General features: G+C 72.3%; 19 protein-coding genes and 4 tRNA genes. 5 read left to right on the forward strand and 18 right to left on the reverse strand.

Annotated features, from left to right (window positions below):
• Nucleotides 1-88: 88 nt before the first annotated feature.
• Nucleotides 89-319, forward strand: coding sequence for a hypothetical protein (locus LY71_RS02130; RefSeq protein WP_106275291.1), 231 nt, complete (start codon nt 89-91; stop codon nt 317-319).
• Nucleotides 320-409: 90 nt separating this feature from the next.
• Nucleotides 410-1,453, forward strand: a complete 1,044-nt coding sequence (locus tag LY71_RS02135; RefSeq protein ID WP_106275292.1) for an LLM class F420-dependent oxidoreductase — start codon at nt 410-412, stop codon at nt 1,451-1,453.
• A 132-nt stretch (nt 1,454-1,585) separates the two neighbouring features.
• On the opposite strand, the gene LY71_RS02140 is transcribed toward LY71_RS02135, so the two are convergent.
• The 9 genes from LY71_RS02140 to LY71_RS02180 all read right to left on the reverse strand — a co-directional run bounded on the left by LY71_RS02140 (nt 1,586) and on the right by LY71_RS02180 (nt 14,199).
• Entirely contained in the window at nt 1,586-5,491 is a 3,906-nt protein-coding gene (locus LY71_RS02140; protein WP_106275293.1) for a DNA-directed RNA polymerase subunit beta', read from the reverse strand.
• A gap of 99 nt (nt 5,492-5,590) precedes the next feature.
• Nucleotides 5,591-9,100: a DNA-directed RNA polymerase subunit beta gene (gene rpoB / locus LY71_RS02145; RefSeq protein WP_106275294.1), complete on the reverse strand. Its 3,510-nt coding sequence runs from the start codon at nt 9,098-9,100 to the stop codon at nt 5,591-5,593.
• A 585-nt stretch (nt 9,101-9,685) separates the two neighbouring features.
• Nucleotides 9,686-10,081 (reverse strand): 50S ribosomal protein L7/L12, encoded by a 396-nt coding sequence (gene rplL, locus LY71_RS02150; RefSeq protein ID WP_073421315.1) that lies wholly within the window; start codon nt 10,079-10,081, stop codon nt 9,686-9,688.
• Between the two features lie 17 nt (nt 10,082-10,098).
• The gene (gene rplJ, locus LY71_RS02155; protein ID WP_106275295.1) at nt 10,099-10,707 is read right to left on the reverse strand and encodes a 50S ribosomal protein L10; all 609 of its coding nucleotides are present in this window, start codon (nt 10,705-10,707) and stop codon (nt 10,099-10,101) included.
• A gap of 401 nt (nt 10,708-11,108) precedes the next feature.
• The gene (rplA, locus tag LY71_RS02160; RefSeq protein WP_106275296.1) at nt 11,109-11,828 is read right to left on the reverse strand and encodes a 50S ribosomal protein L1; all 720 of its coding nucleotides are present in this window, start codon (nt 11,826-11,828) and stop codon (nt 11,109-11,111) included.
• A gap of 133 nt (nt 11,829-11,961) precedes the next feature.
• Nucleotides 11,962-12,393, reverse strand: a complete 432-nt coding sequence (rplK, locus tag LY71_RS02165; RefSeq protein WP_106275297.1) for a 50S ribosomal protein L11 — start codon at nt 12,391-12,393, stop codon at nt 11,962-11,964.
• An 88-nt stretch (nt 12,394-12,481) separates the two neighbouring features.
• The gene (gene nusG, locus LY71_RS02170; protein WP_106275298.1) at nt 12,482-13,390 is read right to left on the reverse strand and encodes a transcription termination/antitermination protein NusG; all 909 of its coding nucleotides are present in this window, start codon (nt 13,388-13,390) and stop codon (nt 12,482-12,484) included.
• Between the two features lie 44 nt (nt 13,391-13,434).
• On the reverse strand, nt 13,435-13,992 hold the full coding sequence (gene secE, locus LY71_RS02175) for a preprotein translocase subunit SecE (RefSeq protein ID WP_106275299.1): 558 nt from the start codon (nt 13,990-13,992) through the stop codon (nt 13,435-13,437).
• Nucleotides 13,993-14,126: 134 nt separating this feature from the next.
• Nucleotides 14,127-14,199, reverse strand: a tRNA-Trp gene (locus LY71_RS02180).
• A gap of 300 nt (nt 14,200-14,499) precedes the next feature.
• On the opposite strand from LY71_RS02180, the gene LY71_RS02185 reads away from it, so the two are divergent.
• On the forward strand, nt 14,500-15,738 hold the full coding sequence (locus LY71_RS02185) for a pyridoxal phosphate-dependent aminotransferase (RefSeq protein WP_106275300.1): 1,239 nt from the start codon (nt 14,500-14,502) through the stop codon (nt 15,736-15,738).
• Between the two features lie 3 nt (nt 15,739-15,741).
• On the opposite strand, the gene LY71_RS02190 is transcribed toward LY71_RS02185, so the two are convergent.
• The 7 genes from LY71_RS02190 to LY71_RS02220 all read right to left on the reverse strand — a co-directional run bounded on the left by LY71_RS02190 (nt 15,742) and on the right by LY71_RS02220 (nt 21,111).
• Entirely contained in the window at nt 15,742-17,181 is a 1,440-nt protein-coding gene (locus LY71_RS02190; protein WP_106275301.1) for a M1 family aminopeptidase, read from the reverse strand.
• Nucleotides 17,178-17,606, reverse strand: coding sequence for a MaoC/PaaZ C-terminal domain-containing protein (locus LY71_RS02195; RefSeq protein ID WP_106275302.1), 429 nt, complete (start codon nt 17,604-17,606; stop codon nt 17,178-17,180). The genes LY71_RS02190 and LY71_RS02195 overlap by 4 nt, the downstream gene beginning before the upstream one ends.
• On the reverse strand, nt 17,603-18,049 hold the full coding sequence (locus LY71_RS02200) for an FAS1-like dehydratase domain-containing protein (protein WP_106275303.1): 447 nt from the start codon (nt 18,047-18,049) through the stop codon (nt 17,603-17,605). The genes LY71_RS02195 and LY71_RS02200 overlap by 4 nt, the downstream gene beginning before the upstream one ends.
• 32 nt (nt 18,050-18,081) lie before the next feature.
• Nucleotides 18,082-18,246 (reverse strand): 50S ribosomal protein L33, encoded by a 165-nt coding sequence (gene rpmG / locus LY71_RS02205; RefSeq protein WP_106275304.1) that lies wholly within the window; start codon nt 18,244-18,246, stop codon nt 18,082-18,084.
• A gap of 101 nt (nt 18,247-18,347) precedes the next feature.
• Nucleotides 18,348-18,421, reverse strand: a tRNA-Met gene (locus LY71_RS02210).
• A gap of 45 nt (nt 18,422-18,466) precedes the next feature.
• Nucleotides 18,467-18,539, reverse strand: a tRNA-Thr gene (locus tag LY71_RS02215).
• Nucleotides 18,540-18,609: 70 nt separating this feature from the next.
• Nucleotides 18,610-21,111, reverse strand: a complete 2,502-nt coding sequence (locus tag LY71_RS02220; protein ID WP_245887601.1) for a putative bifunctional diguanylate cyclase/phosphodiesterase — start codon at nt 21,109-21,111, stop codon at nt 18,610-18,612.
• Between the two features lie 562 nt (nt 21,112-21,673).
• On the opposite strand from LY71_RS02220, the gene LY71_RS02225 reads away from it, so the two are divergent.
• Nucleotides 21,674-22,105, forward strand: coding sequence for a pilus assembly protein TadG-related protein (locus tag LY71_RS02225; RefSeq protein WP_106275306.1), 432 nt, complete (start codon nt 21,674-21,676; stop codon nt 22,103-22,105).
• 57 nt (nt 22,106-22,162) lie between these two features.
• Here LY71_RS02225 and LY71_RS02230 read toward each other — a convergent pair.
• A tRNA-Tyr gene (locus LY71_RS02230) sits at nt 22,163-22,244 on the reverse strand.
• A gap of 93 nt (nt 22,245-22,337) precedes the next feature.
• On the opposite strand from LY71_RS02230, the gene LY71_RS02235 reads away from it, so the two are divergent.
• Nucleotides 22,338-22,829, forward strand: a complete 492-nt coding sequence (locus tag LY71_RS02235) for a YajQ family cyclic di-GMP-binding protein (protein WP_106275307.1) — start codon at nt 22,338-22,340, stop codon at nt 22,827-22,829.
• Between the two features lie 68 nt (nt 22,830-22,897).
• On the opposite strand, the gene htpX is transcribed toward LY71_RS02235, so the two are convergent.
• Nucleotides 22,898-23,773 carry a zinc metalloprotease HtpX gene (htpX, locus tag LY71_RS02240; protein WP_106275308.1) on the reverse strand — a complete coding sequence of 292 codons (876 nt, stop codon included), beginning with the start codon at nt 23,771-23,773 and terminating at the stop codon, nt 22,898-22,900.
• Between the last annotated feature and the right edge of the window lie 85 nt (nt 23,774-23,858).

Here is a 23,858-nt window from a genome sequence, read left to right on the forward strand (position 1 = left end):
ACCATGGGGAGGTGACCGAGCCCGCGCGGCCGCCCGGGACCTCCCTCGCCCCGGGCACCCGGCCGACGGGCGTCAGCGAGGAGCCCTCGTGACCGACCGTGCCGCCGCCCGCGCCGCCAAGAACGCCCTCGCCGACCGGCTGTCGGCCCAGTCGGGGGTCGTCGGGATCGGCCTGGCGCGTCGCGACCGGGGGTACGTCGTGAAGGTCGACGTCGCCGACGCCGACGCCGCCGGCCGGGTGCCCCGCGACGTGGACGGCGTGCGGGTGGTCACCGAGGTCGTGGGCGCCATCCGCCCGCTGCGCAGCCGCACCGCCTGAGCGCCCCACCGCGGCCGCACGGACCCCTCCGGCGCACCCGCTACGGTCGCGCTGGCGCCGACGCGGGCGCCGCCGACCAGAGGAGTGCAGGTGCGCATCGGCATCCAGGCCAGTTACGCGGGGGGCTTCCAGGAGACCGCGGCGGAGATCGTCGACCTGGAGGCCGCGGGTCTCGACCTCGCCATGTGCGCGGAGGTCTACACCTTCGACGCGGTGAGCCAGCTCGGCTACCTGGCCGCCGTCACCCAGCGCGTCGAGCTCATGAGCGCCATCCTGCCGATCTACAGCCGCACCCCGGCGCTGACGGCGATGACCGCCGCGGGCCTGGACTTCGTCTCGGGCGGGCGGTTCACCCTCGGGCTGGGTGCGTCGGGTCCGCAGGTGATCGAGGGCTGGCACGGCGTCCCCTACGACGCCCCGCTGCAGCGCACCCGGGAGGTCGTCGAGATCTGCCGCCAGGTGTGGCGGCGGGAGCGGCTGGTGCACGAGGGCCCGAAGTACACCGTGCCGCTCCCCGCCGAGCAGGGCACCGGGCTGGGCAAGCCGCTGAAGCTGATCAACACGCCGGTCCGGGAGCGGATCCCGGTCATGCTGGCCGCGCTGGGGCCGAAGAACGTCGAGCTCGCCGCCGAGATCGCCGAGGTCTGGGAGCCGATCTGGTTCATGCCGGAGAAGGCCGACGCGGTGTGGGGCGACTCGCTGCGCGCCGGGAAGGCCAGGCGCGGCGACGAGCTGGGCGAGCTGCAGGTCATCTGCGGCGTCCCGGTGGCCATCGGGGACGACGTCGACCACCTGCACGACCAGGTGCGGCCGCACCTGGCGCTCTACGTCGGCGGCATGGGCGCCAAGGGCAGAAACTTCTACAACGACCTCGCGCGGCGCTACGGCTACGAGGAGGCGGCCGAGACCGTCCAGGAGCTCTACCTGGGTGGGAGGAAGGACGAGGCCGCCGCCGCCCTGCCCGACGAGTTCGTGCGCAGGGTCTCCCTCATCGGCCCCGAGGGCTACGTCGCCGAGCGGGTGGCCGCCTACGCCGAGGCCGGCGTCACGACCCTCGCGCTGCAGCCCCTCGACGACAGCCGCGAGGGCCGGCTGCGGACCGTGGAGACCATGCGGCGCCTGGCCGACCGGTAGGACGCGGATTGCGTCACGTGACGCTGTCGTCGTCCTACCGCGCACCGCAGCGCGACCTGATCGTGGCCGCCAACGCGGAAGGGCCCCGCAGGTCTCTCGACCTGCGGGGCCCTTCTCACGTGCTACCGGGGATCAGCCCCGCCAGTCGTACTCCTCGAGGCGCACGGCCTCACCGGAGCCCGACCCGAAGACGTCCGGGCTGTAGTACTGCCCGTCGTCGTACCCGGCCATCGTGTAGACGGCGGCGCGGGCCTCCTCGGTCGGCTCGACCGTGATGTTGCGGTAGCGGCTGATGCCCGTACCCGCCGGGATCAGCTTGCCGATGATCACGTTCTCCTTGAGGCCGAGGAGCGAGTCGCTCTTGCCCTGGATGGCGGCGTCGGTGAGCACCTTGGTCGTCTCCTGGAAGGAGGCGGCCGACAGCCACGACTCGGTCGCGAGCGAGGCCTTGGTGATGCCCATGAGCACCGGACGGGCCGAGGCCGGCTCGCCGCCCTCGGCGACGACGCGGCGGTTCTCGGTCTCGAACAGCGTCCGCTCGACCAGCGCGCCCGGGAGGAACTCCGTGGCACCCGAGTCGATGATGGTCACCCGCTTGAGCATCTGGCGGATGATCACCTCGATGTGCTTGTCGTGGATCGACACGCCCTGGCTGCGGTAGACCTCCTGGACCTCGCGGACCAGGTGCAGCTGCACCTCGCGCGGGCCCATGATCCGCAGCACCTCGTGCGGGTCCACCGCACCCTCGGTGAGCTGCTCGCCGACCTCGACGTGGGCGCCGTCCTCGACCCGCAGCCGCGACCGGCGCGACAGCTTGTCGTAGACGACCTCGTCGGAGCCGTCGTCCGGGGTGATGGTCAGCTTGCGGAACTGCTCGCCGTCCTCGATCCGGACGGAGCCGGCCAGCTCGGCGATCGGGGCCTTGCCCTTGGGGACGCGGGCCTCGAAGAGCTCCACCACACGCGGCAGACCGTGGGTGATGTCCTCACCCGCGACACCACCGGTGTGGAAGGTGCGCATCGTCAGCTGGGTGCCGGGCTCGCCGATCGACTGGGCGGCGATGATGCCGACCGCCTCGCCGACGTCGACGAGCTTGCCGGTGGCCAGCGAGCGGCCGTAGCAGGTCGCGCAGGTGCCCAGCAGCGACTCGCAGGTCAGCACGCAGCGGACCTTGACCTCCGCGACACCGGCGTCGACCAGCGCGCTGATGAGCACGTCCCCGAGGTCCTCGCCGGCCCGCGCCACGACCGTGCCGTCCTCGGCCACCACGTCGGCGGCCAGGGACCGGGCGTAGACGCCGGTCTCGACGTGGGCGTCCCGGGTCAGCTGACCGTCGACCACGGTCGCGATCGGCATGACGACGCCGCGCTCGGTGCCGCAGTCCTCCTCGCGGATGATGACGTCCTGGGAGACGTCGACCAGCCGCCGGGTGAGGTACCCGGAGTCCGCGGTCCGCAGGGCGGTGTCGGCCAGGCCCTTGCGCGCACCGTGCGTGGAGATGAAGTACTCCAGCACGGACAGACCCTCCCGGAAGTTGGCCTTGATCGGCCGCGGGATGATCTCGCCCTTCGGGTTGGCCACCAGGCCGCGCATGCCGGCGATCTGGCTGATCTGCATCATGTTGCCTCGGGCGCCCGAGTTGACCATGACCCAGACCGGGTTGGTGGTCGGGAAGTTGTCCACCATCGCCTGGCTGACCTCGGCCCGCGCGCGGGTCCAGATCTCGATCAGCTCGCCACGACGCTCGGCGTCGGTGATGACACCGCGCTCGTACTGGCGCTCGATCTGCCGGGCCTCGGCCTCGTGCCGGTCGAGGATCTCCTGCTTGGCCGGCGGGGTGACCACGTCGTCGATGGCGATCGTGACACCCGAGCGGGTGGCCCAGCGGAAGCCGGCCGACTTGAGGGCGTCCAGCGTCGCCGCGACCTGCACCTTGGGGTAGCGCTCGGCGAGGTCGTTGACGATCGCCCCGAGCTCCTTCTTCGGCACCTGGTAGTTGACGAAGCGGTAGTCCTCGGGCAGGGCCTCGTTGAACAGCACCCGGCCGAGGCTGGTCGACACCAGCGCCGGCGCACCCGGGGTCCAGTCCGCGGGCTGCTCCCACGCGTCGTTGACCTTGCCGTTGTCGACGCCGAACACCTCGTCGAGGCGGATCAGCGCACGCTCCTGCAGGCCCAGCGCGCCCTTGTCGAACGCCATGATCGCCTCGGCGGTCGACCCGAAGGCCGCCGGCCGGCCACCGTCGGCCTCGTGGCGGCTCGCCACGAGGGTGGTCAGGTGGTACAGGCCCAGGACCATGTCCTGGGTCGGCGCGGTGATCGGGCGGCCGTCGGCCGGCGACAGGATGTTGTTCGAGGACAGCATCAGGATGCGGGCCTCGGCCTGCGCCTCCGCCGACAGCGGCAGGTGCACGGCCATCTGGTCACCGTCGAAGTCGGCGTTGAACGCGGTGCAGACCAGCGGGTGGATCTGGATGGCCTTGCCCTCGACCAGCTGCGGCTCGAAGGCCTGGATGCCCAGGCGGTGCAGCGTCGGCGCCCGGTTCAGCAGCACCGGGTGCTCGGTGATGACCTCCTCGAGCACGTCCCAGACGACGGGACGCGCCCGCTCCACCATGCGCTTGGCGGACTTGATGTTCTGCGCGTGGTTGAGGTCGACCAGCCGCTTCATGACGAAGGGCTTGAACAGCTCCAGCGCCATCTGCTTGGGCAGGCCGCACTGGTGCAGCTTCAGCTGCGGGCCGACGACGATGACCGAACGGCCGGAGTAGTCGACGCGCTTGCCGAGCAGGTTCTGCCGGAACCGGCCCTGCTTGCCCTTGAGCAGGTCGCTCAGGGACTTCAGGGGACGGTTGCCCGGGCCGGTGACCGGACGGCCGCGGCGGCCGTTGTCGAACAGCGCGTCCACGGACTCCTGGAGCATCCGCTTCTCGTTGTTCACGATGATCTCGGGCGCGCCGAGGTCGAGCAGCCGCTTGAGCCGGTTGTTCCGGTTGATGACCCGGCGGTAGAGGTCGTTCATGTCGCTGGTGGCGAAGCGGCCACCGTCGAGCTGCACCATCGGGCGCAGGTCCGGCGGGATGACCGGCACGCAGTCGAGCACCATGCCCATGGGCGAGTTGCGCGTCTGCTGGAACGCCGCGACGACCTTGAGCCGCTTGAGGGCCCGCAGCTTGCGCTGGCCCTTGCCGTTGCGGATGGTGTCGCGCAGCGAGGCGGCCTCGGCGTCGAGGTCGAAGTCGGACAGCAGCTTCTGCAGGGCCGCGGCACCCATGCCGCCCTCGAAGTACTCACCGAAGCGGTCGCGCAGCTCGCGGTAGAGGCCCTCGTCGGCGATGAGCTGCTTGACCTCGAGCTTGCGGAAGGTGTCGAGCACCTCCTCGAGGCGGTCGATCTCCCGCTGGGCGCGGTCGCGCAGCTGGCGCATCTCGCGCTCGCCGCCCTCGCGCACCTTGCGGCGGACGTCGGACTTGGCGCCCTCCGCCTCGAGCTCGGCCAGGTCGGCCTCGAGCTTCTGCTGACGGGCCTCGACGTCGGCGTCGCGCCGGTTCTCGAGGTTGTGCTTCTCCGCGCTGATCTCGGCCTCGACGGTCGGGAGGTCGCGGTGGCGCGCCTCGTCGTCGACCGAGGTGATCAGGTAGGCCGCGAAGTAGATGATCTTCTCGAGGTCCTTGGGCGCCAGGTCGAGCAGGTAGCCCAGGCGCGAGGGCACGCCCTTGAAGAACCAGATGTGGGTGACGGGTGCGGCCAGCTCGATGTGGCCCATCCGCTCGCGCCGGACCTTGGCGCGGGTCACCTCGACGCCGCAGCGCTCACAGATGATGCCCTTGAAGCGGACGCGCTTGTACTTGCCGCAGTAGCACTCCCAGTCCCGGGTGGGACCGAAGATCTTCTCGCAGAAGAGACCGTCCTTCTCCGGGCGCAGCGTCCGGTAGTTGATGGTCTCGGGCTTCTTCACCTCACCGTGCGACCACTGGCGGATGTCGTCGCCGGTGGCCAGACCGATGCGGAGCTCGTCGAAGAAGTTGACGTCGAGCACTGAGTGGACCCCTTTCCCGGGGCTCGTTACTGCACTTCTTGTCGGGTGGCTGGAGGGACGCCGGCCGGCTCGTCACACGACGGGCCGGCCGGCGGCCGATCACACGTCCTCGACGCTGGAGGGCTCGCGGCGGCTGAGGTCGATGCCCAGCTCCTCCGCGGCCCGGAACACCTCGTCGTCGGTGTCGCGCAGCTCGATCGCCTGCCCGTCGCCGGAGAGCACCTCGACGTTGAGGCAGAGCGACTGCAGCTCCTTGAGCAACACCTTGAACGACTCGGGGATGCCCGGCTCGGGGATGTTCTCGCCCTTGACGATGGCCTCGTAGACCTTGACCCGGCCGAGGATGTCGTCGGACTTGATGGTCAGCAGCTCCTGCAGCGCGTAGGCCGCGCCGTAGGCCTGCATCGCCCAGCACTCCATCTCACCGAAGCGCTGGCCACCGAACTGGGCCTTACCACCCAGCGGCTGCTGGGTGATCATCGAGTAGGGGCCGGTCGACCGGGCGTGGATCTTGTCGTCGACCAGGTGCAGCAGCTTGAGGATGTAGACGTAGCCGACCGAGATCGCCTCGGGGAAGGGCTCCCCGGAGCGGCCGTCGAACAGCCGTGCCTTGCCGGTCGGCTGGACCATCCGGTTGCCGTCGCGGTTCGGGGTCGTCGAGCCGAGCAGGCCGACGATCTCCTCCTCGCGCGCGCCGTCGAACACCGGCGTGGCGGTCCGGGTGCCGGGGGCCGCCGAGCGGGCAGCAGCGGGCAGGTTGGCCGCCCACTCGGGGTCGCCCTCGACCTGCCAGCCGGACTTGGCCACCCACCCGAGGTGGGTCTCCAGCACCTGGCCGACGTTCATCCGGCCGGGCACGCCCAGCGGGTTGAGCACGATGTCGACCGGGGTGCCGTCCTCGAGGAAGGGCATGTCCTCCTGCGGCAGGATCTTCGCGATGACGCCCTTGTTGCCGTGGCGGCCGGCGAGCTTGTCACCGTCGGAGATCTTGCGCATCTGGGCGACGTAGACCCGGATCAGCTCGTTGACGCCGGCGGGCAGCTCGTCGCCGTCCTCGCGCGAGAACACGCGGACGCCGATGACCTTGCCGGACTCACCGTGCTTGACCTTCAGCGACGTGTCGCGGACCTCGCGGGCCTTCTCGCCGAAGATCGCGCGCAGCAGCCGCTCCTCGGGGGTCAGCTCGGTCTCGCCCTTGGGCGTGACCTTGCCGACGAGGATGTCGCCGGGGACGACCTCGGCACCGATGCGGATGATGCCGCGCTCGTCGAGGTCGGCGAGGACCTCCTCGGAGACGTTCGGGATGTCCCGGGTGATCTCCTCGGCACCGAGCTTGGTGTCGCGGGCGTCGACCTCGAACTCCTCGATGTGGATCGAGGACAGGACGTCGTCCTGCACGAGGCGCTGCGACAGGATGATCGCGTCCTCGTAGTTGTGGCCCTCCCACGGCATGAAGGCGACGAGCAGGTTCTTGCCCAGCGCCATCTCGCCCTCGTCGGTGCACGGCCCGTCGGCGATGACCTGGCCGACCTCGACCCGCTGGCCCTCGTCGACGACGGGGGTCTGGTTGATCGAGGTGCCCTGGTTCGAGCGGCGGAACTTCAGCAGCCGGTAGGTCTGCCGGGTGCCGTCGTCGGCCATGACGGTGACGTAGTCGGCGGTGGAGTCCTCGACGACACCGGCCTTCTCCGCCACGACGACGTCGCCGGCGTCGACGGCGGCCCGCAGCTCCATGCCGGTGCCCACCAGCGGCGCCTCGCTGCGCAGCAGCGGGACGGCCTGGCGCTGCATGTTCGCGCCCATCAGCGCGCGGTTGGCGTCGTCGTGCTCGAGGAACGGGATCATCGCCGTCGCGACCGAGGTCATCTGCCGCGGCGAGACGTCCATGTAGTCGACGTTCTCCGGCGCGAGGTAGTCGACCTCGCCGCCCTTGGTGCGGACCAGCACGCGGTCCTCGGCGAACCGGCCCTGGGCGTCCAGCGGCGAGTTGGCCTGGGCGACGACGAAGCGGTCCTCCTCGTCGGCGGTGAGGTAGTCGATCGAGTCGCTGACCACACCGTTGTCCACCCGGCGGTACGGGGTCTCGATGAAGCCGAAGGCGTTGACCCGCCCGTAGGCCGACAGCGAGCCGATCAGGCCGATGTTCGGGCCTTCCGGCGTCTCGATCGGGCACATCCGGCCGTAGTGGCTCGGGTGCACATCGCGGACCTCCATGCCGGCCCGCTCACGGGACAGACCACCGGGGCCCAGCGCCGACAGGCGGCGCTTGTGGGTCAGGCCCGCGAGCGGGTTGGTCTGGTCCATGAACTGCGACAGCTGGCTGGTGCCGAAGAACTCCTTGATGGAGGCGACGACCGGCCGGATGTTGATCAGGGTCTGCGGCGTGATCGCCTCGACGTCCTGGGTCGTCATCCGCTCGCGGACGACGCGCTCCATGCGGGAGAGGCCGACCCGGATCTGGTTCTGGATCAGCTCGCCGACGGTGCGCAGGCGGCGGTTGCCGAAGTGGTCGATGTCGTCGACGCCGTGGTCGGGCTCGCCGGCGTGCAGGCGCACGACGTACTCGATGGTGGCGACGATGTCGTCCTCGGTCAGCGTGAGGGTGGCCTGGGGCACCTCGACGCCGAGCTTCTTGTTGACCTTGTAGCGGCCGACCTTGGCCAGGTCGTAGCGCTTGGGGTTGAAGAAGAGGTTCTCCAGCAGCGCCTGGGCGCTCTCCCGCGTCGGCGGCTCACCCGGCCGCAGCTTGCGGTAGATGTCGAGCAGCGCCTCGTCCTGCCCGGCGATGTGGTCCTTCTCCAGGGTGGCCAGGACCGTGGGCGACCACTGGAAGTGCTCGCGGATGCGGTCCTCGGTCCAGCCCAGCGCCTTGAGCAGCACGGTGACCGGCTGGCGGCGCTTGCGGTCGATCCGGACGCCGACGGTGTCGCGCTTGTCGACGTCGAACTCCAGCCACGCACCACGGCTGGGGATGACCTTGGCGCTGAAGACGTCCTTGTCCGACGTCTTGTCCAGGGTCTTGTCGAAGTAGACGCCCGGGCTGCGCACGAGCTGGGAGACCACGACGCGCTCGGTCCCGTTGATGACGAACGTGCCCTTGTTCGTCATGATCGGGAAGTCGCCCATGAACACCGTCTGCGACTTGATCTCGCCGGTGGTGTTGTTCATGAACTCGGCGGTCACGAACAGCGGCGCCGCGTAGGTCATGTCCTTGTCCTTGCACTCCTCGAGGGACGCCTTGACGTCCTCGAAGCGCGGGTTGGAGAAGGACAGCGACATCGAGCCGCTGAAGTCCTCGATCGGGGAGATCTCCTCGAGGATCTCGGCGAGGCCGCCGACGGCGCTCTGCTGCTCCTCGGGCGAGAGGGTGGCGCGCCACTCGGGGCTGCCGACCAGCCAGTCGAAGGAGGCGGTCTGCAGCGCCAGGAGGTCGGGGACCTCGAGGGGCTCGGAGATCTTCGCGAACGAGACGCGGAGCGGGGCGCCGGGGATCTTCTGCTGGTCGGCCTCTCCGGTGCGGGGGCCGGCCTGGGGAGTCTGGTTCTGCTGGCCGTAGCCGCCGGACTCGGTGGTGCTGGGGGCGATGCTGGTGGGGCGAGAGCCTGCCAAGATGCGTCCTTCCAAGGACATCACGACGTGCGGGCGGTGGGTGCGGTTCGTCCTGGGTCGTCGTCGGAGGTGGCGGCGCCGTCCGCGGCGTCCGGCCCGCCGGGTCGACGGTCAGGTCGACGGCTGGGACGCGGGGCGACCGGGATCCCGGGCACCCCGAGTGACCCGTCTCGGCGGGCAGGCAGTCAGAGGGCAGCGCAACAGGGAACCCTACCCCTGCTGGCGCGCGCTGTCCACGTCGGGGTGAGGGCGACGAGCGCCACACCCCCCGGGAAGGACAGCGTCGCGTCGTCCGGGCGGTTCCGCGCGGCCATGATGCCAGCCGGAGGGCCCCGGTGTCTCCGCCACGCCCACGGAAGGCGCGTCCCGCGCGCCGATCCGCCGTGCCGCGGACGCGGGTCACCGGACGCGACGGGGCCGCCCTCCCGGAGGAGAGCGGCCCCTGTGGCGTGCTCGGGTGGTGCGTTCCCCGGCTCAGGCCGGGGAGGGCGTCACGTGACGGTGACGTACCCGGCCTCGTGATCGGGCCGGGCGGGGGTCACGTGACGGTGACGTACCCGGCCTCGTGATGAAGCCGGGTGGGGGTCACTTGACGGTGACGGTGGCGCCGGCGCCCTCGAGGGCGGCCTTGGCCTTCTCGGCAGCGTCCTTGGCGACCTTCTCCAGGACCGGCTTCGGCGCGCCGTCGACCAGGTCCTTGGCCTCCTTGAGGCCGAGCGAGGTCAGGCCGCGCACCTCCTTGATGACCTGGATCTTCTTGTCGCCGGCGCTCTCGAGGATGACGTCGAACTCGTCCTGCTCCTCGGCGGCGGGGGCACCGCCGTCGCCGGCACCACCGGCGGCCGGGGCGGCCGCGACGGCGACGGGAGCAGCCGCGGTGACCTCGAAGGTCTCCTCGAACTGCTTCACGAAGTCGGACAGCTCGAGCAGCGTCATCTCCTTGAACGCGTCGAGCAGCTCCGTGGTGGAAAGCTTGGCCATGGTCGTCTCCTTCTGGGTCAGTCGGTGCTGGCCGCGGTGTCCGCGGCGTCAGCGGTGTCGGTGGTGGTGTCGGCAGCAGCGGAGTCGGCGGCGGGAGCGGCGGGGCCCTCGGCGGACTCCTTCTTCTCCTGCAGCGCCGCGGCCAGGCGGGCGACCTGCGACAGCGGGGCCTGGAACAGGCCGGCGGCCTTGGTCAGGTTGCCCTTCATCGCGCCGGCCAGCTTGGCCAGCAGCACCTCGCGCGGCTCGACGTCGGCCAGGGCGGTGACCTCGGCGGGGCTGACGGTGCGGCCCTCGACGACGCCGCCCTTGACGACGAGCAGCGGGTTGGCGCGCGCGAAGTCGCGGATGGCCTTGGCGGCCTCGACGACGTCGCCCTCGATGAAGGCGATCGCGGTGGGGCCGTTGAGCAGCGGGCCGAGGTCGGTGTGGCCGACCGAGTCCGCCGCCCGCTTCGTCAGGGTGTTCTTGACGACGGCGTAGCTGCTGCCCGCACCGAGGGAACGGCGCAGCTGGGTCAGCTGCGCCACGGTGAGCCCGCGGTACTCGGTGAGCACGGCCGCGCTGGACTTCTGGAACCGCTCGGTGATCTCGTCGATCACCGCGGCCTTCGCCTGCGTGGGCATGGGCCTCCTCTCGTCTGACGGGCGACCGCCCGTGCGCCGTACGAGCGCGGGCGATCCGGGCCCGGAGACGAGGAACGCCCCGGCGCAGGGCGCACGGGGCGAGGGACACGCGCACGGGGCGCCGCGTCGATCGAACCGTCCTCCTGCGCGGGCCGCCCGGGATCCGGGACCTTCGATCACACGCGGACGTGCGACGACCAGCGGTCGTGGGGGGAACAGGTCACAGCGTACGCCATGTCGCGGGGACGCCGTCCGTCACCCTCGTCACCTGGCGACGGCGCCGGACACGCCGAGGCCCCGCAGCGCGGTGCGCTGCGGGGCCTCGGGACCCGCTGGAACGGCCCTCTCGCAGGGGCCCGCCGCGAGCGTCAGCGAGCGGTGGGGGGCGAGAGGGTCCTTCCTCAGGCGGTGGTCTCGTCCACCGTGAGGTTGCGGGTGCGGTTCGGGTCGACGGGGATGCCCGGGCCCATGGTGGTGGAGATGGTGACCTTCTTCAGGTACCGGCCCTTGGCCGCGGCCGGCTTGGCGCGCAGCACCTCGTCGAGGGCGGCGGCGTAGTTCTCGACCAGCTTCGTGTCGTCGAAGGAGGTCTTGCCGATCACCAGGTGCAGGTTGGCCTGCTTGTCGACGCGGAAGTTGATCTTCCCGCCCTTGATGTCGGCGACGGCCTTGGTGACGTCGGGGGTCACCGTGCCGGTCTTCGGGTTCGGCATCAGGCCGCGGGGGCCGAGGATGCGCGCGATCCGGCCGACCTTGGCCATCTGGTCGGGGGTGGCGATCGCGGCGTCGAAGTCCAGGAAGCCCTCCTGGATGCGCGCGATCAGGTCGTCGGAGCCGACGACGTCGGCGCCGGCCGCCTCGGCCTCGGTGGCCTTGTCACCGGTCGCGAAGACGATGACGCGGGCGGTCTTGCCGGTGCCGTGCGGCAGGTTGACCGTGCCGCGGACCATCTGGTCGGCCTTGCGCGGGTCGACGCCGAGCCGCATGGCCACCTCGACGGTGGCGTCGTAGGACGTCGGCGAGGTCTCCTTCGCCAGCCCGGCCGCCTGCAGCGGGCTGTAGAGGCTCTCGCGGTCGACCTTGGCGGCCGCCTCCAGGTACTTCTTGCCGTGCTTCGCCATGGTGGTGTCCTCTCCCCCGGGCGGTGCCGGGGATCGTGTGGTGCGCGGGCCTGGCGCGGCCCTCCCACGAGTGCGCAGACGGGTCCGTGCGGACGCGGTGGTGCAACGCCGCCGGGATGCGGCGGCTTCCGCCTCAGCCGGAGACGGTGATGCCCATCGACCGGGCGGTGCCGGCGATGATCTTCTCGGCCTCGTCGAGCGAGTTGGCGTTGAGGTCGACCATCTTGGTCTGGGCGATCTCGCGGACCTGGTCGCGCGTGACGGTGGCGACCTTGGTCTTGTGCGGCTCGCCCGAGCCCTTCTCGACACCGGCGGCCTTGAGCAGCATGCGCGCCGCCGGCGGGGTCTTGGTGACGAAGGTGAACGAGCGGTCCTCGTAGACTGAGATCTCGACGGGCACGACGTCGCCGCGCTGCGCCTCGGTCGCGGCGTTGTACGCCTTGCAGAACTCCATGATGTTGACGCCGTGCTGGCCCAGCGCCGGACCCACGGGCGGCGCGGGGGTGGCCGCACCGGCCTTGATCTGGAGCTTGATGACCGCGGTCAACCGCTTCCTGGGGGGCATGACATTCCTTCTCGGTGGGTGGTGGAACGGCCCCGGTGCAGGGTCCCGCCCCGGGCGGAGCGAGGGGTGGGGGGCACCGGGGTCCTGCTCAGATCTTGGCGACCTGGGTGAACGACAGCTCGACCGGCGTCTCCCGGCCGAAGATGGAGACCAGCACCTGCAGCTTCTGCTGCTCGGCGTTGATCTCGTTGATGGTGGCCGGGAGGGTGGCGAAGGGACCGTCCATGACGGTCACCGACTCCCCGACCTCGAAGTCGACGACGGTGGTCGGCGCGGCGGCCGTGGCGGCCGGGCTGGCGCTCTCGGCCACCTTGGCCGCCTGCGGCGGGGTCGCCGGGACGAGCAGGTTGACGACCTCGTCGATCGACAGCGGCGAGGGCCGGGACGTGGCACCGACGAAGCCGGTGACGCCGGGGGTGTTGCGGACCGCGCCCCACGACTCGTCGTTGAGGTCCATCCGGACGAGCAGGTAGCCGGGCAGCTTCTTCCGGTTGACCTGGGTGCGCTTGCCGTTCTTGATCTCGGTGACCTCCTCGGTGGGCACCTCGATCTGGAAGATGTAGTCCTCCATGTCCAGCGACTGGATGCGCGACTCGAGGTTGGTCTTCACCTTGTTCTCGTAGCCGGCGTAGGAGTGGATGACGTACCAGTCGCCGAACTGGGTGCGCAGGGTCCGCTTGAGCGTGTCGCGCGGGTCCTCGTCCGCGGCCTCCGCCTCGGCGAGCGCCTCGGTCACGATCGGGTCGTGGTCGGGGGCCGGCGCGGCCAGCGGGTCGCCGACGAGGCTGTCGCGGCCGCCGCTCTCCACCAGCGGGGTCACGTCGGCGACGCCGGTGGCGGTGTCCTGGTCGGCGGTGTCCGTGGAGCCCTCGGCCGAGCCGGCCTCGCCGGCGCCGGTCTCGAGGTCGACGCTGCCGCGGACGTCGAGCCGCTGGTCGTCGAGGTCGACGGCCTCGACGTCGCTGTCGGTGTCGAAGGGCTCGCGGGGGTCGGTCACGGGGTCTTCTTCCTTGTCGGGTGCGTGCGGGCGCGGGGGGACGGTCAGCCGAAGACGGCCAGCACGCCCTGCGCGAAGAGGATGTCCAGGCCCGCGACCAGCGCGACGATGAAGGCCACGAAGAGGATGACCACGGTCGTGTAGGTGATCAGCTCCCGCCGGCCGGGCCAGATCACCTTGCGGAGCTCGGCGACCACCTCGCGGAGGAAGCGGCGCAGGCTGCGGCGCTGGCGGACCTCGTCGGCCCGCGAGCGCTGCGCGGCGGCGCGGGAGCGGGTGCCCGCACCCTCGGCGGCGCGGCCCGCGGGGCGGCTCGCCGCGGTGCTCCCGCCCCGGGCCGGGCGGGCGCTGCGCCGGGAGGCCGGCTCGTCGTCGTCCTCGTCGTCGTCGGCGGCGGTGATCCGGCCGCCGCGGCGGCGGGCGGCGGTGGGGACGACCTTGTCCTCGTCGTCCTCGGCCTCGGCGGCGATCTCGGCCTCGGCGGCCTCCAGCTCGGCGGCGTCCTCGACGCCCGGGGCCTCCCGGTCGAGCTGCTCGTCGGTCAGCTCGGCGTCGGAGGCGGTGCGGGGGTCCTCCCCGCGGCCCGGCTTCTCGTCGCTCACTGCGCCTCGCTCGCGTCGTGGTGGTGGCCGCTGCTGGCGGGCCTCTTCGTGTGGTGCGTCCGTGCGGCCACGGCCGTGCCGGCGCACGGTCGGACCGGTTCGTGCTGCCCGCCGGCACGGGCCGGCGGCACGGGCAGGGGTGACAGGACTTGAACCTGCAGCCTGCGGTTTTGGAGACCGCTGCTCTGCCAGTTGAGCTACACCCCTAGTGCCCGGGGCCGCGCACGCGTGCGGTGGCCCTGGACTGCTCCGGGACGGCCGGCCCGCCGCCTCGTGTCCGGAGGGATCCGGGGCACGCCGGTGGCGGGGGTCGATCGCCCCAGGATTGCCAGTGTACGGGACCGCGGACGACGCCCGTGACCGCGCTCCGCGGAGGTGCCCCCGACGGGGGCGGCGAGGGTCCCCGCCGGCCCGCCGGACGGCGGGCTCGTCGCCCTCGTCCCCGTGCTGCTGCGCCCGTCCGGGACTGGGACGCCCGGCGGGAGTGGTCTTTGACACGATGGGGTCATGACCGCCGTCTCCCCGTCGGAGTCCGCCACCCTCTCCCCCGCCGAGCGCCGCGTGTCGCGTCGCATCGGGGCCATCTCGGAGTCCGCGACGCTCGCGGTCGACGCCAAGGCCAAGGCCCTGAAGGCGGCGGGCAAGCCGGTCATCGGCTTCGGCGCCGGGGAGCCGGACTTCCCGACGCCGGACTACGTCGTCGAGGCCGCGATCACCGCCTGCCGCCAGCCGGCGATGCACCGCTACACCCCGGCCGGGGGGCTGCCGGCGCTCAAGGAGGCGATCGTCGCCAAGACCGCGCGCGACTCGGGGCTGACGGTGACGCCCGCCCAGGTGCTGGTGACCAACGGCGGCAAGCAGGCCGTCTACGAGGCGTTCGCCACCATGCTCGACCCGGGTGACGAGGTGCTCGTCCCGGCGCCGTACTGGACCACCTACCCCGAGGCGATCCGCCTGGCCGGTGGCGTGCCGGTGCCCGTGGTGGCCGACGAGGAGAGCGGCTACCTGGTGTCGGTGGCGCAGCTGGAGGCGGCCCGCACCGAGCGCACCAAGGTGCTGCTGTTCGTCTCGCCGTCCAACCCGACCGGGGCCGTCTACCCACCCGACCAGGTGGAGGCCATCGGCCGCTGGGCGCTGGAGGCCGGGCTGTGGGTGCTCACCGACGAGATCTACGAGCACCTGACCTACGGCGGGGTCGCCGCGCCGTCGATGCCGGTGGTCGTGCCCGAGCTCGCCGACCGCTGCGTCGTGGTCAACGGCGTGGCCAAGACCTACGCGATGACCGGCTGGCGGGTGGGCTGGATCGTCGGGCCCGCCGACCTGGTGAAGGCCGCGACCAACCTGCAGTCGCACGCCACCTCGAACGTCGCCAACGTGTCGCAGGCCGCCGCGGTGGCCGCGCTGACCGGCGACCTGTCGGCGGTCGACGAGATGCGGACGGCGTTCGACCGGCGGCGGAAGACCATCGTGTCGATGCTGCGGGAGATCCCCGGCGTCGCCTGCCCCGAGCCGCAGGGCGCGTTCTACGTCTACCCGTCGGTCAAGGCGCTGCTGGGCCGCCCGATCGCCGGGCGGACGGCGTCGAGCAGCGTGGAGCTCGCCGAGATCGTCCTGGAGGAGGCCGAGGTGGCCGTCGTCCCGGGCGAGGCCTTCGGCACCCCCGGCTACCTGCGGATGTCCTACGCGCTGGGCGACGACGACCTGGTCGAGGGCGTCAGCCGCATGCAGCGGCTGCTCGGCAGCTGAGCCTCAGTCGAGGGCCCCGGCCTGCACGAGCACGTCGAGGGCGGCCGGCAGGTCGGCCAGCGCGGCCGCGAGGTCGTCGGGCGTGGCGATGGTCCAGGCGTTGAGCTGCACGTAGCAGCGCAGCGCCGCGTCGAAGGCCGGCGGCCCGGCGGCCTCGCGGGCGGCCTGCAGCGCGGCGCCGCCCTTGCCGTAGACGACCTCGAAGTAGCGCTCGGTGCTGTCGAACCCGTCCATCGCGGTGCCGACGTCGCCCTCGGTGGCCAGCACCTGCTCGAGGTCGGGCGGCGCCCCCTCCCCGCCCACCGTGCGCTCGGCGTAGGTGGCGAGGGCCTCGTCCAGCCACGGGTCGCGGAACTGGGAGTCGCCGACCATGCCGTAGAACCACATGTGGGCGACCTCGTGCTCGAGCACCGTGCGGTTCGCGCCGGCCAGGAGGATCGAGCTCGGGTACTCGATCCCGCCGCCCGCGTCGGGCAGCAGCGGCACGGTGAGCGTGGCGTAGGGGAAGGCGCCGAAGCGGTCGGCCAGCGCGGTGACGTCCTCGCTGATCCAGTCGGCCAGCTCACCGGGGCCGACGTCGGCACCGGGCAGCACGCCGGTGGTCACCTCGACGCCCCCGGGGGTGCGCAGGGTGGCGGTGCGGAAGTCACCGGCGGCGACGCTGACGTCGCGGGCCACCGGCTCGTGCGAGGTCCAGGTGCGCCGGCCGTCCTCGGCGTCGGTGGGCTCGTCCTGGTCGCCGGTCATCAGCACGGTCAGGTCCTCGGGGACCGAGACGCTGACCGTCGTGTCGGCGACCGGGCTGGTGGCGGTCTCGCCGAGGACCTGCACGAAGGGGTCGCGGGCCCAGCCGACGCCGGGCTCCCACGCCAGCAGCGGGAAGCCGCTGGCCCACCAGGAGGCGTTCTCGACCGCGCCGAGCCGCTCGAAGCCGCCCTCACCGAGGGAGACGGTGAAGTCCAGCTCCACCTCGGTGGACTCCCCCGCCGCGAGCTCGCCGTCCAGCTGAAGCACGTAGAGCCCGCCGGGCCCCTCGGCGCCGGCGTCCTCGTAGCCGGCCTGGTCGACGTCGTCCCCGCGGACGCCGTCGACGGTGATCCGGTTGCCCAGCTCGGCGGCGTCGGGGCTGTTGGGCACGAGCCGGAAGACCATCTCGTCGGTGGCCACGTCCGGGGTGAACACGACGGTCTCGGTGCCGGTGACGGTGACCAGGTCGTCGGAGAGCCGGAAGTCCAGGTCGACGACGGGCCGGTCGGGGTCGGGCTCGGCGCGCTCCGCCGGGCAGCGGGGCCCACCGTCGTCGCCGTCGTCCGCGGGGGACGACGGGGCGGTGGTGCCGGGCGACCCGGCGTCCTGCTCGGCGGTGAGGGTCTGGGAGAAGGACGTGCAGCCGGTGAGCAGCAGCAGCGCGACGGCGGCCGGGGCCACCCGCCGGGCCGTCATGCCAGGGCGACGGTGGCGCGGGCCAGCGAGAGCACCTTCTCGCCGCCGCTGGTCACGGTGAGGTCCACGCGGACCCGACCGCCGTCGAGCACGGCGCCGACCTTCCCGCGGACGGTGACCTCCGCGCCGGTGTCGTCGTCGGGGACGACGACGGGCCGGCCGAAGCGGACCTGGTACTCGACCACCGCGCCGGGGTCGCCGGCCCACTCCGTGACCGCCCGCGCCGCCAGGCCCATGGTGAGCATCCCGTGCGCGATGACGCCGGGCAGGCCCACGCCGGTGGCGACCCGGTCGCTCCAGTGGATCGGGTTGAGGTCGCCGGAGGCTCCCGCGTAGCGGACCAGGTCGGCGCGGGTCACGCGGTGAGTCCGCTCGGGCAGCTCGGTGCCGACGGCGACGTCGGCGGCCCGCAGCCGGGCGGTCACGCCGTCCCCCGGGCGACGAGCATCGACAGCGCGGTGCAGACGGCCTCGCCGTCCTCGGTGGCGACGTCCACGCGGGTGGTGAGCAGGTCGTTGCCGGCCACGCTGCGCACCGCCTCGATGGTCGTGGTGCTCACCAGCCGGTCGCCGGCCCGGATCGGGCGGTGGTGGGTGAACCGCTGCTCGCCGTGGACCACCCGGCTGTAGTCGAGGGCCACCCCGGGGTCGGCCAGGACGACGTCGGCGGCGCCGAGGGTGACCACGATGGCGAACGTGGGCGGCGCGACGACGTCGGGGTGGCCCAGCGCGCGGGCGGCGTCGGCGTCCGTGTGCGCCGGGTCGGTGGCGCCGACGGCGGCGGCGAACTCGGCGATCTTCGCGCGTCCGACCTCGTAGACGGCGGAGGGCGGGTAGCTGCGCCCGACCAGTCCTGCGTCCAGCGCCACTCCCGCCCTCCCTCGCTCCTCGCGGACCCGGGTCAGCGGGTCTCGCGGTGGACCGTGTGCTTCCGGTCCTTGGGGCAGTACTTCTTCAGCTCGAGCCGGTCGGGGTCGTTGCGCCGGTTCTTGCGGGTGATGTAGTTGCGGTTCTTGCACTCCTGGCAGGCCAGGGTGATCTTCGGACGGACGTCAGTGGCTGCCATGGGGCGCTCCTCGCCTTGTCGGGACCGGCCTCACGGCCGGGGACCGTGGCGGCGGGTGCCGACACGGCGACGGACCCCGGGGAGCCGGGGTCCGTCCGGAGTAGCGGTGACCGGACTTGAACCGGTGACACAGCGATTATGAGCCGCTTGCTCTACCAGGCTGAGCTACACCGCCGGGATGACCGCGCGGCCCGGTCTCGCGACTGGACCGGCTGGTCGGAGCCCCTTTACGGAATCGAACCGTAGACCTTCTCCTTACCATGGAGACGCTCTGCCGACTGAGCTAAAGGGGCGTGCTCGAGGAGCCGTCGGGAACTATACCCGACGCTCTCCGGCTCCCCCCGGGGGGTCGGAGGTCCTTCCTCACACCCGGACGAACAGCCGGCGGTGCTGGGCACCGGGCGCGGCCGAGCGCACGCCGGTGCGGGCGAGCAGCCACTTCTCCAGCTTGTCGTCGGGCAGCGGACGGCTGAGCAGGAAGCCCTGCAGCTTGTCGCAGCCCATCTCGGTGAGCAGCTTGCGGGTCAGCTCGTCCTCGACGCCCTCGGCGACCACGCGCAGGCCGAGGTTGTGCGCGAGCTCGATGATCGAGCGGGCGATGAACGACTCGCCCTGGCTGGTGGACATCCCCAGCACGAAGGACTTGTCGATCTTGACCTCGTCGATCGGCAGCTGGCGCAGCTGCGACAGCGACGAGTAGCCGGTGCCGAAGTCGTCCATCGACAGCCGCAGACCCAGGGTGTGCAGGTCCTCCAGGACGCTGCTCGAGCGGACCGAGTCGTCGACCACGCTGCCCTCGGTCAGCTCGAGGATGAGCAGCTCGCCGGGGACGCCGTGGCGACGCAGCGCCTGCTCCACCCGCTCGACGAGGTCGGGCTCGCTCAGGCAGCGGGCGGAGAGGTTGACCGCCACGGACAGCGCGATGTCCTGGTCCAGCCACCGCCGGCAGCGGGCCAGCGCCAGGTCGAGCACGTGGTCGGTGAGCGGGCCGATCCGGCCGATCTGCTCGGCGAGGTGGATGAAGTCGTCGGGCGGGATCGCGCCGAAGCGCGGGTGCGCCCAGCGCACCAGGGTCTCCACCGAGACGATGTCGGAGGTCCGGGCGTCGATGATCGGCTGGAAGACCACGCTGATCTGCCCGTCGGCCATCGCCTGCTCGAGCTCGGTGCCCAGCTGCAGCCGGCGCAGGCTCTGCTGGTCGAGCACCTGGTGGTAGCTGGCCACGCCGCCGCTCTCGGAGGCGGCGGCCAGCAGGGCGACGTCGGCCCGCTGCATGAGCGTGCCCGAGTCGGTGCCGTGCGCGGGGGCGGCGGCGACGCCCACGGTGAGCGTGACCTCGAGGTCGAGGCCGGCCACCCGGGCGCGGGTGGAGGTGGCCTCGCGCAGCCGTCGGGCGGCGCGCTCGGCGGCCACCTGCGACAGCCCGGGCAGCAGGACGGCGAACTGCTCGCCCTCCATGCGGGCGACCATGGCGTCGGGCGGCGCGTGCTCGCGCAGCAGGCCGGCGGTGACCAGGAGCAGCTCGTCGGCCGCGGCGTGGCCGAGGGTGTCGACGATCTCGGTGTGGTTGTCCAGGGCGGCCAGCACCAGACCGGCCCGGGCCCCGATCGGGTCGGCGCCGAGCAGCTGGTCGATCGCGGCGGCGAGCCGCTGCCGGTTGGGCAGGCCGGTGAGCCGGTCGTGGTCGGCGTCGTAGCGGATCTGGGTGAGCAGCTGCTGCTGGCGGATCGCCGCGTTGACGTGGGTGAGCATCGAGTCCAGCGCCGAGCGGTCGCCCTCGGAGAAGGAGACGACGTCGCTGCGCCGGTCGCAGACCTCCAGGTAGCCGGGCTCGCCGGCGGCCGTGGTCACCGGCGCGCCGAGCACCTCCTGGGCGCCGCGCCGGGCGAGAGCCACCGCCTCGGCCGCAGTGGCCTTGCCGGCCGCGACGAGGACCGGGCCGGCCGCCCCGGGCTCGACCGCGCGGCGGCGCAGCAGGTCCTCCGGGTCGCCGGGACCGTCGTAGGTGGTGACGCCGTCGCCCGCCACCACCAGCCGCGGGGGCTCGTCGAGGTACGGCGGCAGCCACAGGGCGACCTTGTCCGCGTTGAGCAGCTCCCTCACGGCTGCGACCATCTGGCGGGTACCCGCCTCGTCGGGCGTGACGCCCTCGACCTGGCGAGCGAAGTCGTAGACGCGCTGGACGCTGCGCCGTTCGCGCGTGGCCGAGGCGGACAACCGGAAGACGGCGACGAGCGCGATCAGCAGGGGGAGGACGAGCACCCACGCCCACGTGTGCGTCTTCCCCAGGAGCAGCGCCGTCACGCCGGCCGCCACGCTCACCGGCCCGATGACGAACTGCGGCACCATGGCGCGGACCCAGAAGCGCCAGCCCGGCGGACGCTCGGTCAGCGTGATCACCGAGGCGATGCAGGTGACCGAGCAGACGACGGCGGCGAGGATGGCGAGGACGAGGGCCAGCCAGGTGGTCGGTGACGCGATGTCCGAGTCGTGGAAGGCGTCGAGGACGGCCACGGCGACGGTCGCCTCGAGGACGGCCAGGGCGACGTTGAAGACCGCCTTGGCAGGCGCGTAGCTCTGCTGCACCTGGACGACGACGAGAGCCACGGCGCGGGCCACCGCTGTCCAGAGCCCCCCGACCTCGACCAGGCCGATGACCACCACGAACTCGATGGGTGTCACGGAGAAGGTCTGGCGCCTGACCTCCACGTCGAGCTGGACGGACTCGGTGACGACGAAGGCCAGGACGAGGAGGACCGTGGCGAGGACCGGCAGGGGGCGCCACGAGGCGGGCAGCACCACTGCGCCCAGGACCACGGCGAGGAGCACGAGTGCCGCGGTGGGGATCCACGGGCGCTCGGTCAACGGACTGCGCTGGCCGGACGGCACCGACGACGGCACCTGGGGCGGGGTGCTCGGTGAGGACTCGGCCAACGGGACCCTGTCTGATCGAGGGAGCTGCGTCGGGCGAGCTTAGACCGGACGGGACGCCAGACAGGAGTGTCGCTCACCCTTGCGGGGCAGCCGCTCCCACGACTGCCCCGGGGTGACCGTCGTGCCGGCGGTCAGCCCCAGCGCAGTCCGCGCCCCCAGCGCAGTCCACGGGTGTCGCGGACGGGGCGAGCGTTGGCGGTGGTGTTCATGACGCCTCCTCAGGCACGGAAAAGACAGCTGACAACTGCGGGCTGTCACCCAGGCGCGGGGGCAGAGCGTCGTTCGTGTACGGACCGCGCCGGAACCTTGCTGCCCGTCACCCCGTCGGGGCAAGCACGCACGATCACGGAAGAGTGACGAACCGTAATGTCGTGACGGAGAGTCGCACAAGATCGCCAGAGCGTCACCGATACGGGTGACAAGTGGGGCGCAAGGGGCGAACGACCCTGTGGAGGACGCCACTCACCAACCGCGCGCACCTACGCTCCCGCCCGTGTCAGCGGCGACGGTCGAGGCAGAGCGTGGCTCGGCCCTGCCGTTCGTGCTCGTCTGCTGGCTGGTGGCGACCTTCATGGCACTGGGCGCCGTTGCCGCCTCCGACGCCTTCCTCGAGCGGCAGGACGTCCAGGCGGTCTGCGACGGCGCCGCCCTCGCCGCGGCCAACCGGACCGACGAGGGGCGGGTCTACGCCGCGGGGGTCGGCGAGCAGCTGCCGCTCACCGGGGAGATGGCGCGGACGGCGGTCGCCGACCACCTCGCCGACGGCGGGGACGCGCTGGACGCCTGGGCGGCCGAGACCGACGGCGTGGAGGTCACCGTCCGCTGCGTGCGCTCGGTGGAGATCGCGTTCGGCTGGCTGTTCCTCGGCGGGCGGCCCCTGGAGGTCACCGCCGTCGCCAGCGCGCGGGCGCCCACGCTGGGTTGACCGCCCCGCACACGGCAGCGGCCCCCGACCTGCCGGTCGGGGGCCGCTCCACGGGGGTGGCGGGTGAAGGATTCGAACCTTCGTAGGCTAAGCCGACGGATTTACAGTCCGCTCCCATTGGCCACTCGGGCAACCCGCCCTGGTCCCACGGGAGAGAGCGTACAAGACGGGCCGACCGAGGCCCGACGGGTCCCGCAGGTGGGTCGACCCCGCCCGCGAGGGAGGAGCAGACATGGCCGACGCGTCCTTCGACGTCGTGAGCAAGGTCGATCACCAGGAGATCGACAACGCGCTCAACCAGGCGGGCAAGGAGCTGTCCCAGCGCTTCGACTTCCGCGGCACCAACGCCCGCATCTCCTGGGCCGGCGAGAACGGCGTCCTGCTGGAGGCCGACACCGAGGAGCGGGTCACCGCCGCCCTCGACGTCTTCAAGGACAAGCTCGTCAAGCGGGGCATCTCGCTCAAGGCCTTGGACGCCGACGAGCCGCAGGCCTCGGGCAAGGCCTACAAGCTCTCCGCCCGCATCAAGCAGGGCATCGAGTCCGACACCGCCAAGAAGATCGCGAAGATCATCCGCGACGAGGGCCCCAAGGGCGTGCAGGCGCAGATCCAGGGCGACCAGCTGCGCGTGAGCGGCAAGAAGCGCGACGACCTGCAGGCGGTGCAGCAGCTGCTGCGCGGCAAGGACCTCGACGTCGCCCTCCAGTTCGACAACTACCGCTGAGCTGACCCTGAGCGCCCTCCCGCGTCCCCCGTGCCGGCTCCGGCCCGGGGGACGCGGCCGTCCGCGGGTCAGCCGCGGCCGGGCTCGCGCGCCATCCGCTCCAGCCGGGCGATCCGCTCGGCCATGGGCGGGTGGGTGGCGAACAGCGCCGCCAGGCCGGCCGGCCGGAACGGCGCGGCGATCATCAGGTGGCTCTGCGCCACCAGCCGCTCCTCGGGGGGCAGCGGCCGCGCCGTCGTCCCCCGGGAGATGCGGCGCAGGGCCGCGGCGAGGGCCAGGGGGTCACCCGACAGGCGGGCCCCTGCGGCGTCGGCCTCGTACTCGCGGCTGCGGCTGACCGCGAGGTGCACCAGCCCCGCGGCCAGCGGGCCCAGCAGCACCAGCAGCAGCGTGCCGAGCAGGTTGCCGCTCCCCCGGTCGTCGGAACGGCCGCCGAACAGCGCGCCGACCGTGGCCAGGTGCGCCAGGAAGGTGACCGCGGTGGCCAGGGCGCCGGCCACCGAGCTGATGAGGACGTCGCGGTTGTAGACGTGCGAGAGCTCGTGGGCCAGCACCGCCCGCAGCTCCCGGCGGTCGAGCAGCTCGAGCAGGCCCTGCGTGCAGCACACCGCCGCGCGGCGCGGGGTGCGGCCGGTGGCGAACGCGTTGGGCTGGTCGGTGGGGCTGACGTAGAGGCGCGGCACTGGGTGGCGGGCCTCGGTGGCCAGCTCGCGCACCACCGCGTACAGCCCGGGGGCCTGCGTCTCGCTGACCGGGAACGCCCGCATCGCGCGCAGCGCCAGCCGGTCGGAGTGGTACCAGGCCCAGCCGTTCACCCCGAGGGCGACGACGAGCGCGACGAGGAGCCCGCCCCTGCCGCCGACGAGCGCGCCGGCGGCGAGGACGACACCGGCGACGAGACCGAGCAGCAGGCCGGTCCGCACCCCGTTGCCCCAGCGCCGCACCCTCCCTGAACGGAACGCGGGCGACCGCCGTTCCCGCCGCCGTCCGTGCGACGCCGGTCACGGACGGCGTCGTACGGAATCCCCG

It is taken from the genome of Geodermatophilus tzadiensis (assembly GCF_003002915.1).
GTDB classification, from domain to species: domain Bacteria; phylum Actinomycetota; class Actinomycetes; order Mycobacteriales; family Geodermatophilaceae; genus Geodermatophilus; species Geodermatophilus tzadiensis.

Coding starts and splice junctions, on each gene's coding strand:
- LY71_RS02190 (WP_106275301.1), bottom strand. CDS start 17,181: ATGACGGCCCGGCGGGTGGCCCCGGCCGCCGTCGCGCTGCTGCTGCTC.
- LY71_RS02185 (WP_106275300.1), top strand. CDS start 14,500: ATGACCGCCGTCTCCCCGTCGGAGTCCGCCACCCTCTCCCCCGCCGAG.
- rplA (WP_106275296.1), bottom strand. CDS start 11,828: ATGGCGAAGCACGGCAAGAAGTACCTGGAGGCGGCCGCCAAGGTCGAC.
- rplJ (WP_106275295.1), bottom strand. CDS start 10,707: ATGCCCACGCAGGCGAAGGCCGCGGTGATCGACGAGATCACCGAGCGG.
- rplK (WP_106275297.1), bottom strand. CDS start 12,393: ATGCCCCCCAGGAAGCGGTTGACCGCGGTCATCAAGCTCCAGATCAAG.
- rpmG (WP_106275304.1), bottom strand. CDS start 18,246: ATGGCAGCCACTGACGTCCGTCCGAAGATCACCCTGGCCTGCCAGGAG.
- LY71_RS02235 (WP_106275307.1), top strand. CDS start 22,338: ATGGCCGACGCGTCCTTCGACGTCGTGAGCAAGGTCGATCACCAGGAG.
- rplL (WP_073421315.1), bottom strand. CDS start 10,081: ATGGCCAAGCTTTCCACCACGGAGCTGCTCGACGCGTTCAAGGAGATG.